General features: G+C 64.0%; 15 protein-coding genes. All 15 read right to left on the reverse strand.

Annotated elements, in window-relative coordinates; all coding sequences use genetic code 11:
• Nucleotides 1-4: 4 nt before the first annotated feature.
• Entirely contained in the window at nt 5-1,456 is a 1,452-nt protein-coding gene (gene atpD / locus BFN03_RS11175) for a F0F1 ATP synthase subunit beta (RefSeq protein WP_070379059.1), read from the reverse strand.
• Nucleotides 1,457-1,459: 3 nt separating this feature from the next.
• Complete coding sequence (locus tag BFN03_RS11180; RefSeq protein ID WP_070379060.1) at nt 1,460-2,440, reverse strand: F0F1 ATP synthase subunit gamma; 981 nt, start codon at nt 2,438-2,440, stop codon at nt 1,460-1,462.
• A 48-nt stretch (nt 2,441-2,488) separates the two neighbouring features.
• On the reverse strand, nt 2,489-4,132 hold the full coding sequence (gene atpA, locus BFN03_RS11185) for a F0F1 ATP synthase subunit alpha (protein ID WP_070379061.1): 1,644 nt from the start codon (nt 4,130-4,132) through the stop codon (nt 2,489-2,491).
• A 62-nt stretch (nt 4,133-4,194) separates the two neighbouring features.
• Nucleotides 4,195-5,019, reverse strand: a complete 825-nt coding sequence (locus BFN03_RS11190; RefSeq protein WP_070380835.1) for a F0F1 ATP synthase subunit delta — start codon at nt 5,017-5,019, stop codon at nt 4,195-4,197.
• A 5-nt stretch (nt 5,020-5,024) separates the two neighbouring features.
• Complete coding sequence (locus BFN03_RS11195; protein ID WP_070379062.1) at nt 5,025-5,585, reverse strand: F0F1 ATP synthase subunit B; 561 nt, start codon at nt 5,583-5,585, stop codon at nt 5,025-5,027.
• 9 nt (nt 5,586-5,594) lie between these two features.
• Nucleotides 5,595-5,837, reverse strand: a complete 243-nt coding sequence (locus tag BFN03_RS11200) for an ATP synthase F0 subunit C (RefSeq protein WP_070379063.1) — start codon at nt 5,835-5,837, stop codon at nt 5,595-5,597.
• An 88-nt stretch (nt 5,838-5,925) separates the two neighbouring features.
• Complete coding sequence (gene atpB / locus BFN03_RS11205) at nt 5,926-6,750, reverse strand: F0F1 ATP synthase subunit A (RefSeq protein ID WP_232320230.1); 825 nt, start codon at nt 6,748-6,750, stop codon at nt 5,926-5,928.
• A gap of 281 nt (nt 6,751-7,031) precedes the next feature.
• Complete coding sequence (locus tag BFN03_RS11210; RefSeq protein ID WP_070379064.1) at nt 7,032-7,505, reverse strand: hypothetical protein; 474 nt, start codon at nt 7,503-7,505, stop codon at nt 7,032-7,034.
• A 38-nt stretch (nt 7,506-7,543) separates the two neighbouring features.
• Nucleotides 7,544-8,725 carry a glycosyltransferase family 4 protein gene (locus BFN03_RS11215; protein WP_070379065.1) on the reverse strand — a complete coding sequence of 394 codons (1,182 nt, stop codon included), beginning with the start codon at nt 8,723-8,725 and terminating at the stop codon, nt 7,544-7,546.
• Nucleotides 8,722-9,378, reverse strand: coding sequence for an L-threonylcarbamoyladenylate synthase (locus tag BFN03_RS11220; RefSeq protein WP_070379066.1), 657 nt, complete (start codon nt 9,376-9,378; stop codon nt 8,722-8,724). The genes BFN03_RS11215 and BFN03_RS11220 overlap by 4 nt, the downstream gene beginning before the upstream one ends.
• On the reverse strand, nt 9,375-10,304 hold the full coding sequence (gene prmC, locus BFN03_RS11225) for a peptide chain release factor N(5)-glutamine methyltransferase (protein ID WP_070379067.1): 930 nt from the start codon (nt 10,302-10,304) through the stop codon (nt 9,375-9,377). Before prmC ends, BFN03_RS11220 begins: the two co-directional genes overlap by 4 nt.
• 120 nt (nt 10,305-10,424) lie before the next feature.
• The gene (prfA, locus tag BFN03_RS11230; protein WP_070379068.1) at nt 10,425-11,504 is read right to left on the reverse strand and encodes a peptide chain release factor 1; all 1,080 of its coding nucleotides are present in this window, start codon (nt 11,502-11,504) and stop codon (nt 10,425-10,427) included.
• Nucleotides 11,505-11,595: 91 nt separating this feature from the next.
• On the reverse strand, nt 11,596-11,838 hold the full coding sequence (gene rpmE / locus BFN03_RS11235) for a 50S ribosomal protein L31 (protein ID WP_070379069.1): 243 nt from the start codon (nt 11,836-11,838) through the stop codon (nt 11,596-11,598).
• Between the two features lie 258 nt (nt 11,839-12,096).
• On the reverse strand, nt 12,097-14,247 hold the full coding sequence (gene rho / locus BFN03_RS11240) for a transcription termination factor Rho (protein ID WP_070379070.1): 2,151 nt from the start codon (nt 14,245-14,247) through the stop codon (nt 12,097-12,099).
• A gap of 326 nt (nt 14,248-14,573) precedes the next feature.
• Nucleotides 14,574-15,536, reverse strand: coding sequence for a homoserine kinase (thrB, locus tag BFN03_RS11245; RefSeq protein WP_070380837.1), 963 nt, complete (start codon nt 15,534-15,536; stop codon nt 14,574-14,576).
• Between the last annotated feature and the right edge of the window lie 29 nt (nt 15,537-15,565).

Consider the following 15,565-nt stretch of genomic DNA (forward strand, 5'->3'; position numbering starts at 1 on the left):
TCGACTACTTCCCGGCGATCTTCTTGGCTGCAGCCTCGACGTCGTCGAGACCACCACAGCTGTTGAACGCCTGCTCGGGCAGGTGGTCGAACTCGCCCTTGCAGACGCGGTCGAACGCCTCGATGGTATCGCGCAGCGGCACCACGGAGCCGGCCTCACCGGTGAACTTCTCGGCGACGATGAAGTTCTGGCCGAGGAACTTCTGCAGGCGACGCGCGCGGCCGACGAGTACCTTGTCCTCTTCCTGCAGCTCGTCCATACCGAGGATGGCGATGATGTCCTGCAGCTCCTTGTACTTCTGCAGAATCCGCTTGACCTCGTTAGCGACCCGGAAGTGCTCGGCGCCGACGATGCCCGGCTCGAGGATTCGCGAGGTGGAGGTCAGCGGGTCCACAGCAGGGTAGATACCCATCTGCGAGATCGGACGCGAGAGCTCCGTTGTCGCATCGAGGTGCGCGAATGTCGTAGCAGGCGCGGGGTCGGTGTAGTCGTCCGCGGGCACGTAGATCGCCTGCAGCGAGGTGATGGAACGTCCTCGCGTCGAGGTGATGCGCTCCTGCAGCTCGCCCATCTCGTCAGCCAGGGTCGGCTGGTAGCCCACGGCCGAGGGCATACGACCGAGCAGGGTCGACACCTCGGAACCGGCCTGGGTGAAACGGAAGATGTTGTCGATGAACAACAGCACGTCCTGGCCCTGGACATCGCGGAAGTACTCCGCCATGGTCAGCGCGGACAGGGCGACGCGCATACGCGTTCCCGGCGGCTCGTCCATCTGACCGAAGACAAGGGCGGTGTCCTGGAGGACGCCCATCTCTTCCATCTCGAGGTGGAGGTCGGTGCCTTCACGGGTGCGCTCACCGACGCCGGCGAACACCGACGTTCCCGAGAATTCCCGGGCGATACGGGTGATCATCTCCTGGATCAGAACGGTCTTGCCGACGCCGGCGCCACCGAACAGACCGATCTTTCCACCCTTGACGTACGGGGTGAGGAGGTCGATGACCTTGATACCGGTCTCGAGGATCTCGGTCTTGCCCTCGAGCTGGTCGAAGGCCGGCGGCTTGCGGTGGATGCCCCACTGCTCGCCGTCACGACCGGTGCCGGGGGCGTCGAGGCAATCGCCCAGGGCGTTGAACACGTGGCCCTTGACGACGTCACCGACAGGAACGGAGATCGGCTTGCCCGTGTCGGACACAGAGGTGCCGCGGACGAGACCGTCGGTCGGCTGCATCGAGATGGTGCGCACCAGGTTGTCGCCGAGGTGCTGTGCGACCTCGAGGGTCAGCTTCTTCGCGACCGAGGGAAGCGTGACCTCGGCGTGCAAGGCGTTGAAGAGTTCAGGAATCGCACCACGCGGGAATTCAACGTCCACGACGGGACCGATGACCCGCACGACGCGGCCGGCGACGGACGAATCCGGGCCTACCCCGTTGTTTTCGGTTACTGCTGCGGTCATTGCTTAGTCACTTCCTGCGCTCGAGGCAAGCGCATTCGCGCCGCCGACGATCTCGCTGATTTCCTGGGTGATCTGGGCCTGGCGAGCCTGGTTTGCCTGACGGCTCAACGTATTCACCAGCTCGTTTGCGTTGTCCGTCGCGGCCTTCATGGCGGTGCGACGGGCAGCAGACTCCGACGCCGCAGCATCGAGCAGCGAGGAGTAGATGCGGGTACTGATGTACTTCGGCAGCAGGGTACCGAGCAACTTGTCAGGTTCCGGCTCGAAGTTGTATCCGGCGACCGGTTCCGATCCGCCATCTCCGTGACCGTTGGTCAACATGTCGTCACCGAGTTCGACGTGCTCCTCGGCAACCATCACCTCGAGCGGCGCCATCCGGCGGACCTCGGGAGACTGGGTCAGCATCGATACGAAGCGCGTGTAGACGATGTGCAGTTCGTCGACGCCTTCGATCGTTCCTTCTCCGTTCGGCGCGGGAACATCCGAGCCTGATCCGGCCATGAACAGATCGACGAGGTGCCGGCTGGCCTTGGCGGCGTCCGCATAGCCCGGATCCTGGGAGAAGCCGGTCCACGCGCCACCGAGGTCGCGACCGCGGAACGTGTAGTACCCCAGGCCCTTGGACCCGAGAACGTAGACGACCGGCTCTTTGCCATCGCTGCGCAGCAGCTGGAACAGCTCCTCGGCCTCCTTGAGGACGTTGGAGTTGTATCCGCCACACATCCCGCGGTCACTGGTGACGACCAGGACCGCGGCACGCTTGGGATTGGGACGCTCGTTGAGTAGCGGGTGGTCCAGCGAAGCCGACGCGCTCGCCAGTTCGCTGAGAACCTTGGTGATCTCCTCCGCGTACGGCTTCGACGCGGCAACCCTGGCTTGCGCCTTGGTGATCCTGGACGTCGCGATCAGCTCTTGCGCCTTGGTGATCTTCTTGGTCGAGTTGACCGACTTGATGCGCGAGCGGAGCTCGAGAATGCTGGCCATCGATCGATCACTCTCCCTTCATGTTTCGCAGCGTCATCGGCACTCCACTCACTTGCTGACGGTGGTGCGCTTGACGGTGACCTGCTCCTGGCCCACCTCGGACGCGTCCAGAGCCTCGGCCTCGGCCTCGTTCACTACCCGACTGCCGTCGGAGGCGATGAAGCCCTCCTTGAACTTGTCGGCAGCCTTCTTCAGCGTGGTGGCGTTCTCCTCGTCGAGAGCCTTGCCGCCCTTGATGCTGTCGTAGACCGACGACGCGTTACGGCGCAGATCGTCGAGAAGTTCCGCTTCGAAGCGACGGACGTCAGCGACCGGGACGCTGTCGAAGGCACCTTCACCGGCGAGGTAGATCGACACGATCTGGTCCTCGACGGGGATCGGGCTGTACTGGTCCTGCTTGAGCAACTCGACAAGGCGAGCACCGCGCTCGAGCTGGGCCTTCGATGCGGCATCGAGGTCCGAAGCGAAGGCCGAGAATGCCTCGAGCTCACGGAACTGCGCCAGCTCGAGACGCAGCGAACCGGACACCTTCTTCATGCCCTTGGTCTGCGCGGCACCACCGACACGGGACACCGAGATACCGACGTTGATCGCCGGCCGGACGCCCTTGTTGAACAGGTCGGATTCGAGGAACACCTGACCATCGGTGATGGAGATGACGTTGGTCGGGATGTACGCCGAGACGTCGTTGGCCTTGGTCTCGATGATCGGCAGCGCGGTCAGCGAGCCGCCGCCGAGCGCGTCGGACAGCTTGGCCGAACGCTCGAGCAACCGGGAGTGCAGGTAGAAGACGTCACCGGGGTATGCCTCACGTCCCGGCGGACGACGAAGCAGCAGCGAGATCGCGCGGTAAGCCTCGGCCTGCTTCGTCAGGTCGTCGAAGACGACGAGGACGTGATTGCCCTGGTACATCCAGTGCTGACCGATCGCCGAACCGGTGTAGGGCGCGAGCCACTTGAAACCAGCCGAGTCGGAGGCAGGGGCCGCGACGATGGTCGTGTACTCCATCGCGCCCTGCTCCTCGAGCGCTGCCTTGACGCCCGCGATGGTCGAACCCTTCTGGCCGATCGCGACGTAGATGCAGCGCACCTGCTGCTTGGGGTCGCCGGTCTCCCAGTTCGCCTTCTGGTTCAAGATCGCGTCGATGCAGACGGCGGTCTTGCCGGTCTTGCGGTCGCCGATGACGAGCTGGCGCTGGCCACGGCCGATCGGGGTCATCGCGTCGATGGCCTTGATGCCGGTCTGGAGCGGCTCCTCGACGGGCTGGCGCTCGAGCACCGAAGCAGCCTGCAGTTCGAGGGCTCGGGTCTCGGAGCTCTCGATTTCGCCGAGGCCGTCGATCGGCTGGCCGAGTGGGTTCACGACACGGCCGAGGAAGCCGTCACCCACGGGCACCGACAGGACGTCGCCGGTGCGCTTGACTTCCTGGCCCTCTTCGATGTTCTCGAAGTCACCCAGGATGACGGCACCGATGTCGGTGGCATCGAGGTTCAGTGCGACGCCCAAGACTCCGCCGGGGAACTCGAGCAGTTCGTTGGCCATCGCCGAAGGCAGGCCACTGACGTGTGCGATGCCGTCGCTGGTGTCGGTCACAACGCCGACCTCTTCGCGGGAGGCCTCCGGGGAGTAGCTCGCGGTGTAGTTGTCGATCGCGCTACGGATCTCGTCGGAGGAGATCGTCAGCTCCGCCATGTTTTTCCTGCTCTCGGTGTCTGGTCTTCGAAAAGATCTGGGGTTTGTGTGCGGTCTGAGGACTACGTGAGGGACTTCCGCAACGCGGCGAGACGTCCCGCCGCACTGCCGTCGATCACCTCGTCGCCCACCCGGACGACCAAGCCGCTGAGGAGTTCGGGATCGACCTCCACGTGAACCGTCACCGGCTTCCCGTAGGTACGGGTCAAGGTGGCGGCCAACCGATCCGACTGCTCACTGGTCAGAGCGGAAGCGCTCCGAACCTTGGCGACAACGGTTTCCCGTTGCGCCGCGGCAAGATTTGCCAATTGGTCGAAGGCATCCGCAGGCGCGGACTTCAATCGTCCCACGGCCTGGTTCGCCAGCGCCTCAGTGACAGCGGTGACCTTGCCGTACAGCAACTTGGAGAGCAGGTCACGCTTGCCCTTCGCCGGTACGGAACGATCGGACAGAGCCTGCTCGAGGTTCGCGTTTCCGGCAACGATGCGGCCGAGACGAAACAGCTCGTCTTCGACCGCGTCGAGCTGGTTCTGGTCGGCAGCCGCCTTCAGGAGCGACTCCCTCCCCAGGAGTACCAGCGAGTTGAGCAGGTCGGAGGTGGACGACCAGTCCTGACCCGCAGCCGCCTTCAGAGCGGCAAGGGTCGCCGGCGATACCTTGCCGTTGAACACCTGCTCGGCCAGACCTTCGCGAGCGGTTCGGGCCGTCGAGTTGTCTGACAGCGCGCTGCGAAGAGTGCGCTGATCATCCAGGGTCTCGACGACCGAGAACAGCTCCGCTCCGGTCTGAGCCGCAGCCGCTGTGCCCGCTCCGGCGGAGACGGACCCCAGGGCCGCCGACAACGCAGCACGGGTCTGCGTCAAGGCCTCACGGCTCGCTGCGTACATGGTGCTCACTTCCCTGCTGCGGAGTTTGCGCCGATGGTCTCGAGCTCGTTCAGGAATCGGTCGACCGTGCCAGCTCGCTTCACATCATCGGCGAGAGACTCCCCGATGACCTTTTCCGCGAGGTCGACTGCGGTGCGACCGAGCTCGCCACGCAGTTCAGTGACGATCTGCTGACGCTGTGCGACCAGTTGGCTGTGGCCGGAAGCCACGATGCGGTCGCTTTCTTCCTGAGCCTGCGCCTTCATCTCATCGATGATCTGCTGCCCCTGGGCACGTGCGTCCTCACGGATCTGCGCGGCTTCGGTACGAGCTTCGGCGAGTTGAGCGCGGTACTGCTCGAGCGCTGCCTTGGCTTCGGCCTGCGCCTCTTCGGCCCTCTTGATGCCGCCGTCGATCTGCTCGGTGCGCTCGGCGAGAACCTTCTGGAACATCGGAAGGACGTACTTCCAGAAGACCAAGCCGACGACGACCAGGGCGACGATCGACCAGGTGATGTCATACGTCGCGGGCAGGAGGGGATTCTGGTCCTCCCCGGCTGCGGCGAGCAATGCGATGGTGGTTGGCATGGTGACTTCTTAGAAAATGAAGCCGGCAACGAGGCCGATCAGCGCGAGCGCTTCGGTGAAGGCGATACCGAGGAACATCGTGGTACGAACCTGTCCGGCCATCTCGGGCTGGCGGACCATGCCCTCGATCGCCTTGCCCACGACGATACCCACGCCGATGCCGGGTCCGATCGCGGCGAGGCCGTAGCCGATGGCTCCGTAACCGCTTGCTGTGGTCTCGACCGTTTCCTGTGCCAGGTACGCGAGGCTCATTGTGTTCCGTTCCCTTTCTGTTGACCTCCGCCGGATTCGACCGGAGGCTCAGTTCTTGGTGTAGCTGGTCGTGAAAGTTTTCGTGGTTCTAGTGCGAATCCGCGTGCAACGCGAGGTCGATGTACACCGACGTGAGCAGCGCGAAAACGTAGGCCTGTAGGAAGATCACCAGCAGCTCGAAGAAGGTGAACCCGATGCTGGCAGCAAGAGAAGCCACACCGAAGACTGCTTGGAAGCCGCCCGAGGTGAAGAAGAAGAACTGCGTGGCACTGAAGAACAGCACCAGCAAGATGTGTCCGGCGAGCAAGTTGGCCATGAGACGGACCATGAGGGTGAACGGCCGGAGGATGAAGGTCGAGATGAACTCGATCGGTATCAGCAAGAAGTGCAAGGGCAACGGGACGCCGGGAACAACAATGCTGCTCTTGACGTACTTGAAGAATCCGTACTTCTTGATACCCACGTAGTTGAACACGATGTATGCGAGCGCCGCGAGCACGAGCGGCATACCGATTCGCCCGTTCGGCGAGATGTTCAGGAAAGGTATGATGCCGGCAAAATTACTTGCCAACACGATGAAGAAGATCGTCGTAATGATCGGCAGGAAGCGCTTACCCTGTTCCTTACCGAGGATCTCTTCGGCGATGTGAATCCGAACGAAATCGAGCGCGAACTCGGCAACATTCTGGACGCCGGTCGGAACGAGTTTCGGGCTCCGCATCGCGATGACGAAGAACAGCGCGACCAGGCCCGACATCAGGAGACGGATCAGCACCAAGCGGTCGAGCTCGAAGGCCGTTCCCTCGAACAGCACGGCGGGCGGGTAGAAATCAGCGAGGGACGGCGGTTGATATTCACCCGCGGCCATGAAGGTGACGCTCAGCGTTCTCTCCCGTAGTCGGTCCGCAGCCATTCGACTGCGGTTCGATCGGACATTGACGATCAATACAAGTCGACAAGCTCGACTCGCTTATTCGTCAGCTGCTGCAGACTGAGCCAGTCCAGCGTCTGTCGGTGTCGGCGACTCTCGTCGACTCGGTGGTCGTACAACGCCGACCACCTACAAGGTGCAATACCCACGAGTAACTTACTCGCGGCCTGATTATCCTCGCTTGGCCCAGACCTTATCAAGTCTTCTACGACATCGCGTAGACGGGGGTATGGGTCGGTTCGAAGCTACTACTTTTCGTAGTACTACTTACTGTCACCTCCCGGCAAATCGGCAACTTCCGGTGTGCTCGGTTCGACGTACGGAACCTTGCTTCTCAACACCCCGTAGGTTTCCGCGCCCAGTACGATAACCAAGGAAAACACGATGACCAGCACCAATGCTGTGTCGTTGTAGAAGTCGAGCGGTTTGAGGATCGCCAAGACGGTGATCGCGAGGATCATCTTCAGCAACCAGGTACCGAGTAGCACGGCTCCCGCGGTCATGGCCGGCAGCTTCGCAGTGAACAACACGCCGAGTGCCGTGCACAGAATGAACCCGCCCCCGACGGCCGCACCGAGCAGCGCACCATAGAGGCCAGGCTTACCCGCGAGGAGAGCTGCGACGACTGAACCGGCCGCTGCCAGCGCGAACAGTCCGAGAATCCCGTATCGGACGGCAGCCCTCAAGGCCGCGGTCTGATCGGGGGTGGATGCTGGAGTGAATGTCACGGTCACCAAGGGTAGTGGATCGCTACCTGTCCGCCACAAACCTCCGGTCAGCTTTGACGATCGTGCTGCTGTCCGCGGATCGACGGGACGGCAGTTACGACGAGAGCGAAAACCAAGCCACCTGCTAGCAGGAGCACGACGACACGTCGGTCGAACAGTGCTGATCCGACCGCACCGAAGGCCAGAACGCCGACCCACAAGTAGATCAGCAGTACGACACGACGGTGCGAGTGCCCGATCTGCAGGAGTCGGTGATGCAGGTGCATCTTGTCCGGACTGAACGGACTCACCCCGGCTCGGGTGCGACGAACGATCGCGAGCAACAGATCGAGGATCGGGATGAACATGACGGCACCGACCAGCAGCAGCGGTGAGAGCAGACCGAGAAGGTCGCGCGTGCCGTAAGCGGTGAGCGAGATGCGCCCCGACGCACTCGTCGCGATCGCCGCGAGCATCAGTCCGATCAGCATCGAGCCCGAGTCGCCCATGAATATCCGGGCGGGCCGAAAGTTGTGCGGTAGGAATCCGAGGCATGCGCCGGCGAGCGCCGCCGCAATCATCGCCGGCGGATACGCGTTGACGTTGCCGCCCTGGTCGTGAAGGAGCCCGACCGAGAACACGCAGATCGCGAGCGAGGAAATCAAGCCGAGACCCGCGGCAAGTCCGTCGAGTCCGTCGACGAAGTTCATGGCGTTGACCATCACGACCGCGATCGCCACAGTGACCAGCCCGGCTTGAAGTTGGTCGAGGATCACGGTGCTGCCATCGCCGAACGGCAGGTAGATGATGAACCAGCTCACCCCCATCACCACGAGGATTCCCGCGGCGGTGACTTGACCGACGAACTTGGTGAGCGCGTCGAGCCCCCACCGATCATCGATCACTCCTACCAGCACGATCACCAAGCCTGAGACCAGTGCCGCAGGAACGTCGGAGGTGAACTCGAAGCCCCTGGTGAGAGCTGGTAGTTGGTGCGCGAACAGCAGGGCGACGAGGAGGCCCAGATAGATTCCGACGCCTCCGAGGCGAGGTGTGGGCGTGACGTGGACGTCTCGTTCACGCGGAACAGCGACCGCCCCGGATCTCAGGGCGAGCAATCGCACAGCACCGGTGGCCAGATATGTAACCACTGCGGCAGTGAACAGGACGAGAAGGAGTTCACGCAGCGGGACTCCAGCCCCCCCGCCTGCTTGAGCCAGCACCACGCCGGCCGATTCGGCCGCGCTCACTGGGTTGACAGGCTCTCCGCCGTCACTCCGAGCACGTCGGCGACGTCGCCGGTGGACACCGCGCCTTCACGCAGGATCCTGGGGTTCTCGCCAGTGAGGTCGACGATCGTCGATGCCTGCGCCTTCTGCGCACGTCCGCCGTCCAGATACACGCTTACCGATCCGCCTAGTTGCCCGCGAGCCTCGTTGACGGTGGTGGCGGGCGGTTGGCCGGAGACATTGGCGCTCGACACCGCCAGTGGTCCGACTTCCCGTAGCAGTTCCAGTGCAACCGGGTGCAGCGGCATGCGCAGCATCACGGTGCCACGCGTGTCACCGAGGTCCCAAGCGAGCGAAGGTGCTTGCTCCACAACCAGACTCAGGCCACCCGGCCAGAACGCCCGGATGAGATCACGGGTCTGGGAGCGCACGCTGTAGACGAGTCCGTCGACCGTCTTCCACGAGCCGACGAGCACCGGCACCGGCATGTCACGCCCCCGCCCCTTGGCCTGTAGCAACGATGCCACGGCGGCACCGTCGAAGGCGTCGGCGCCGATTCCATACAGCGTGTCCGTAGGAAGCACGACAAGGCGTCCGGCCTTCAGCGCACTCTTGGCCGCATTCATTCCAGCGGAGCGGGTGTCGGGTCGGCCACAGTCGTAAACGGTACTCACCCGCTCATTCTTTCACCCTCGAATCCGGTCCCCGAACGCCGCGCCTCGATATCGGTGGCGATACGGCGCGCAACAACGAAGCGGGGCTTGCCTGCCAGGTCCGGATGCTCGGCGACCTCACCGAACACACGGCGGGACTCGAACAGTGCCGCCACCGCGGACCCGTTGGTGTCGTCGTGCTCGATTCCCACCGCTCCCCCGATCCGCAACCAGCGTGCGACGTTCGAGATCATCGGCTTTATTACCGAGAGACCGTCAGGGCCGGCGAACAATGCGCTGTGTGGATCGTGCTCGGCGACCTCGGGCTCGAGCTCGGCACCCTCGGGAATGTACGGCGGGTTCGCAACGATCAGATCCACGCCGCCCTCGAGTCCCGCCAGCAGTGTGCGATCGGTTACATCACCTTGATACAACCGGATGGGCGTGTCGCCTGCCTGTTCCCGGGCACCGGCGTTGCGCCGCGCCCACGCCAGAGCATTCGGTTCGAGTTCGACGGCATGCACCACCGCATCGGGGCGCGCGTTGGCTATCGCAAGCGCAAGTGCGCCGGACCCGGTACACAGGTCGAGGACGACGGGCGGGCGTTGGTCGCAATGCCCAAGTGATGCGAGGGCCCACCCCAACAGCAGCTCGGTTTCGGGTCGCGGCACAAAGACACCGGGACCGACCTGGACATCGATGTCGCCCATGGCCGCCGTACCGAGAATGTACTGCAACGGGATCCTCTTGGCGCGCTGGTCCACCATGGCCTTGTAGGCCTCGACCACAGATTCGTCGACGAGGGGTACCAACCCGAGTCGCGTGCGCGCAACACCCAACAGGTGCGCCGCGAGCAGCTCGGCATCCGCACGGGCACTGCGCACACCGGCCTCGTCGAGGTGCCGGGTTGCGTCCATCAGGGCCAGGCGAAGTGGAAGGCGACTCACAGGTACAGCCTGCCATGCACGCTACTACCGGATGTGCCCGTCCCTCTTGTCCCGGGGCGCAGACAGCATCGAACGACCGAGAGTCACCCTCGCTCGATCTCGAGATCTGCGGCGAACCTCTTACTCGGCAGCGAGCCTCGCCTCGCGGTCGGATTTACCGAGCGCGTCGAGCAGTGCATCCAACTCACCGTCCAGTATCGCGTCGAGATTGTGCGACTTGAACCCGATGCGGTGGTCGGTGATGCGGTTTTCGGGGAAGTTGTAGGTCCGGATGCGCTCGGAACGGTCGACGGTGCGCACCTGGCTCTGCCGCCCCGCCGAGGCTTCAGCCTCCGCGGCCTCTTCGGCAGCAGCTTGCAGTCGGGCGGCAAGTACCTGCATGGCCCGCGCCTTGTTCTGCAGCTGCGAGCGTTCGTTCTGGCAGGTCACCACGATACCGGTGGGCAGATGCGTGATCCGGACAGCGGAATCGGTGGTGTTGACCCCCTGACCACCCTTGCCCGAGGACCGGTAGACGTCGATGCGCAGATCAGCTTCGTCGATCTGTACCTCGGCGACCTCTTCCGGCTCCGGATAGATAAGGACGCCCGCGGCCGACGTATGAACTCGCCCCTGCGACTCGGTCACGGGTACGCGCTGCACGCGATGGACGCCGCCTTCGAACTTCAGACGGGACCAGACTCCGTCCCTGACGTCGCCCTTCGACTTGATCGAGAGCGTCGCTTCCTTGTATCCGCCGAGATCGGAGAGGGTCGCATCGAGGATCTCGACGCGCCACCCGTGGCGCTCGGCGTAGCGCACGTACATGCGGGCCAGGTCCGAAGCGAACAGCGCCGATTCCTCACCGCCCTCACCCGACTTCACCTCGAGCACGACATCGTCACCGTCGTGTGGGTCCCGCGGAGCGAGGAGGTCGGTCAAGGTCTTGTCCAATTCCTCGACCACCGCCTCGAGTGCAGGTACCTCGCCGGCGAAGCTGGAATCGTCAGCAGCCAGCTCACGCGCGGCGTCGAGATCACCCCGCGCCGATTCCAACTTGGCAATCGTCGCCATGATCGGCGCCAACTCGGCGAATCGCTTGCCTACTCTGCGGGCGGCGGCGGCGTCATCGTGCAGAGCTGGATCGGCCAACTGCTGCTCCAGTCCGGCGTACTCAGCCAGAATGTCGTCGATGGCCGAAGGCTGGGTGGTCCCTGCCATTGTTCGCTCCGCTCTGCGTTATGTGGGGACTGGGCACAAAAAAGCCGACGCCCGGCCTGCAATTATCGCAGGACGGGCGTCGGCGGAACAGCTATGACTTCTCGGATCCCTTGGCTGCACCCTTACCGGCGCGCTTGCCGTAGCGAGCCTCGAAGCGAGCGACGCGTCCACCGGTGTCCAGAATCTTCTGCTTTCCGGTGTAGAAGGGGTGGCACTGTGAGCAGACCTCGACGTTGATGCGTCCGGTCTCCTTGGTGCTGTAAGTCTCGAATGTGTTTCCGCAACCGCAGACCACGGTGGTGGCCACGTAGTTGGGGTGAATACCTGCCTTCATGGGTGTCCCTTTCAATGGTCGCCGGGTCGCCTTCGCCGTTCGAAGACGTGAACCGGAACCGGACTCGGCCGCTCAGTATGCCAGATTGCAGGCTCGTGGGCCCAACTGGCATGCGCGCTTGCAAAGTGATCAACGTGGTCGGCAAGCGCTTTGTTCCCAGCCATTCTTCCTGGGCCTCGCACATTGTTCCCAGTCATTCTTCCTGAGAATAGGGGCGGGGCCCGGCGACAATGTCGCCGGGCCCCGCTCGGTTGACGATCAGTCCTCGATCGCGCCCGGAGCAGTCTTCGATACCTGCATGAGGAATTCGATGTTGCTCTTGCTCTTCTTGAGGCGGTCGATCAACAGATCGATGGCCTGGTGCGAATCCAGGCCCGAGAGCACACGCCGGAGCTTGTGCATCACGGCGGCCTCGTCCGGGCCGAGAAGCAAGTCGTCCTTGCGCGTACCCGAAGGGTTCACGTCCACTGCCGGGAACACGCGACGCTCCGCGATCTTGCGGTCGAGCTTGAGCTCGGCGTTTCCGGTGCCCTTGAACTCCTCGAAGATCACGGTATCGCCGGTTGATCCGGTCTCTACCATCGCCGTCGCGATGATTGTGAGCGAACCGCCGTTCTCGATGTTGCGCGCGGCGCCGAGGAATCTCTTCGGCGGATAGAGCGCGGTCGAGTCGACACCACCGGAGAGGATTCGACCCGAGGCCGGCGAGGAGTTGTTGTATGCGCGGCCGAGGCGGGTGATCGAGTCGAGAAGAACGACGACGTCCCGGCCCGTCTCCACCAGTCGCTTCGCACGCTCAATCGCCAACTCGGCGACCGAGGTGTGATCTCCCGGCGGACGGTCGAAGGTCGAGGAAATGACCTCGCCCTTCACCGAACGCTGCATGTCGGTGACCTCTTCCGGGCGCTCGTCGACCAGCACAACCATGAGGTAGCACTCGGGGTTGTTGGTCGAGATGGCATTGGCGATAGCCTGCAGCACGCTGGTCTTACCGGCCTTCGGCGGGCTCACGATCAGCGCACGCTGCCCCTTGCCGATCGGCATCACCAAGTCGATGACACGAGTCGTCAGGACGTTCGGAGTGGTCTCGAGGCGCAGCCGCTCGTTCGGGTAGAGCGGGGTGAGCTTGCCGAACTCGGGACGCTTCTTGGCCGCTTCCACCTCGCCGCCGTTGACGGTGTCGATCCGGACGAGAGGATTGAACTTCTGCCGCTGATTGCCCTGCTCCCCCTCGCGGCCGATCCGAGCGACACCGGTGATGGCGTCGCCGCGGCGAAGACCGTTCTTGCGGATCAGGTTCATCGACACGTAGACGTCGTTGGGCCCGGCCAAGTAGCCGGAGGTGCGCACGAACGCATAGTTGTCGAGGACATCGAGGATGCCGGCGACGGGCTGCAGGACGTCGTCCTCACGGATCTCTGTCTCGCGTGCGTCGCCCTCTCCGCGGTCGCGTCCACGACGACGCTCACGGAAACGGCGCCCGCGGCGTCCGCGACCGCCTTCCTCGTCGTCGCCCGAGCGACCGTCGTTGCTTCGCGGGCCGGCGTTCCCCTGCCCCCGGTCACCGCGCTCACGTCGATTGCGGTCGCCGCGTTGGTCGCCGGAACCATCCTGCTTTCCGGAACCATCCTGCTTTCCGGCGCCATCTTGCCTGCCCGTGCCGTCCTGCTTGCCGGGCTTCTCGGCCGAATCCTGACGATCGTCGGCCTGCTTGCGCTCGGTGGGCGGGGCTTCGGAAGCGTTCTGCGGGACCGTGACCGGTGGGGTGCCGCCCTGCTCGGCGTGCTCGGGTGCGCCCGCACGGCGCGTAGCCCCACGGCGCTGGCGCCCGCGGCGGCCGCTCTCTGCGGGTTCGGTAACTGCTGTATTGGTGACTTCGGTGTCGGTCACTGCGGATTCAGCCCCCTTCTGCGCCGCGACCTTCTCGGGAAGCCGCTCATCCAGAGTCACAGCGCCCGCCGACCCAGCACCCGGAGTTCCAGTATCCGGGGTTCCAGTATCCCGTGTCCCTGCATCCGGTGTCACCGCATCCGGTGTCACCGAGAGCTCGGTCTGGGTGGACCGTTCACGCTTTGCGCGTGTCGTCCGCGCACGGGTGGTCGGCTCGGGCGCAGCAGCAGCCGGGGCGGCTGTGCCGCTCTGGCGCTCCTTGATCGCGGCGATGAGGTCACCCTTGCGCATCCCCGAGATCCCCTTGATGCCCAGCTCGCTCGCGAGGGCGCGGAGTTCGGTCAATACCATCCCGGACAGTCCCGCGCCCCGGCGTGTCTCGGCACGCATCTTGGAGGCCGCGACTGCATCTGTTCCGGGCGGAGTCGATGGTGCCTGTGAAGTGTCGCCTGCCTGCGCGCCAACGGTATCCACCGATGATGCGTGCACAGGAGCGGCGATGAGGTCCGTATCGGTCACGGAGGTCCTTTCCTTCCCTCACTCGCGCTGCGCAGAGTTGAGGGTTCGTCCCGCAATTCGGGTCATGTACCGAATTCGGATGTGCCGTACGTAGTTGCGTGCGAAGAAACTGCCGGCTTGCCCGCCATCACACCACCTTGAAACAGGCGTGTGCTCGAAATCCCTACACAACTGATAGTGCGGAAGATCATGCCAGGAGTCGTCAACCCCGATTGACCTGGAGTATTTGCCCTGGTAGAGCACCGGCGTCTGATGCGCACGATGTACGGACAATGCCCAGAATAGCTGCCTGGGACCGCGGGAGCAAGAAGGGGGCCTGCGGCGTGTCAGCTGACTTGGACGCCGCCCGCGATGTCGAGCTCTAGCACCTGCAACCCGTCGGCCTCCGCCATCTCTCGAAAATCGCGGGGGAACGGTTCGGTTGTCAACGCGAGAACGGTCGGCCCGGCGCCCGATACAGCTGCGGCGATACCGGCCTCCCGCAGAATCGAGATCCATCGCGTCGTCTGTGGAAGCGCCTGAGCGCGCTGCGCCTGATGCAGCCGGTCTTCGGTGGCCGCCATCAAGAGGTCCGGACGTTCTGTGAGAGCCACCACAGCCAGGGCTCCGCGGCTGACATTGAATGCCGCGTCACGGTGGGGAACGGTCTCCGGCAACAAACCCCGAGTGTGCGCGGTCGACGAGCGCACTCCGGGCACGAGAGCGACCCCACGAATGGCGGGATGCACCTTCAGTGGCACCGCCGCGTACACGGGGTGGGCTGCTCTCGAACCGCCATCTTTCGAACCACGGTCGGCCGATGCCCCCTCACTTGCCCATGACACAACGGCTCCGCCGAGCACACTCGCCGAGGCGTTGTCGGGGTGACCTTCGAACTCGGACGACAACTGCACGAGCTGATCGCGGGACAGCTCCAGATCCGGATCGAGCTTCGCCGCGAGGCCGTTGGCCGCTGCCAGTCCCCCGACAACAGCAGAAGCCGAGGAACCAAGACCCCGAGAATGAGGTATCACGTTGTGACACACCACATCCAACCCGTCAGCCCAGACACCCGCCGATTCCAGGCCTCGCTCGATCGCACGGACCACGAGGTGAGATGGGCCACATGGGACGTCGTCCGCCCCCTCACCCTCGACCCGGATGTTCAGCCCCGAACCGGTAGTGGTGACCTTGATCTCGTCGTACAGCCCCAGAGCGATACCGAGCGTATCGAAGCCCGGTCCGAGATTGGCGCTCGACGCGGGCACGCGCGCGGTAACGGTGAGCCCTTCGGGGAGAGTTCGTGTCATGGAAGCCGTCTGATTCTGCGGCGCGGTGG

This window comes from Rhodococcus sp. WMMA185 (genome assembly GCF_001767395.1).
Lineage (GTDB): Bacteria > Actinomycetota > Actinomycetes > Mycobacteriales > Mycobacteriaceae > Rhodococcus_F.

Bases quoted from the DNA above. Each gene is read 5' to 3' on its own strand.
- BFN03_RS11195 (WP_070379062.1), bottom strand. From the start codon at position 5,585: ATGCCAACCACCATCGCATTGCTCGCCGCAGCCGGGGAGGACCAGAAT.
- atpD (WP_070379059.1), bottom strand. From the start codon at position 1,456: ATGACCGCAGCAGTAACCGAAAACAACGGGGTAGGCCCGGATTCGTCC.
- BFN03_RS11180 (WP_070379060.1), bottom strand. From the start codon at position 2,440: ATGGCCAGCATTCTCGAGCTCCGCTCGCGCATCAAGTCGGTCAACTCG.
- prfA (WP_070379068.1), bottom strand. From the start codon at position 11,504: ATGGCAGGGACCACCCAGCCTTCGGCCATCGACGACATTCTGGCTGAG.
- atpB (WP_232320230.1), bottom strand. From the start codon at position 6,750: ATGGCTGCGGACCGACTACGGGAGAGAACGCTGAGCGTCACCTTCATG.
- BFN03_RS11200 (WP_070379063.1), bottom strand. From the start codon at position 5,837: ATGAGCCTCGCGTACCTGGCACAGGAAACGGTCGAGACCACAGCAAGC.
- BFN03_RS11190 (WP_070380835.1), bottom strand. From the start codon at position 5,019: ATGTACGCAGCGAGCCGTGAGGCCTTGACGCAGACCCGTGCTGCGTTG.
- rpmE (WP_070379069.1), bottom strand. From the start codon at position 11,838: ATGAAGGCAGGTATTCACCCCAACTACGTGGCCACCACCGTGGTCTGC.
- atpA (WP_070379061.1), bottom strand. From the start codon at position 4,132: ATGGCGGAGCTGACGATCTCCTCCGACGAGATCCGTAGCGCGATCGAC.
- thrB (WP_070380837.1), bottom strand. From the start codon at position 15,536: ATGACACGAACTCTCCCCGAAGGGCTCACCGTTACCGCGCGCGTGCCC.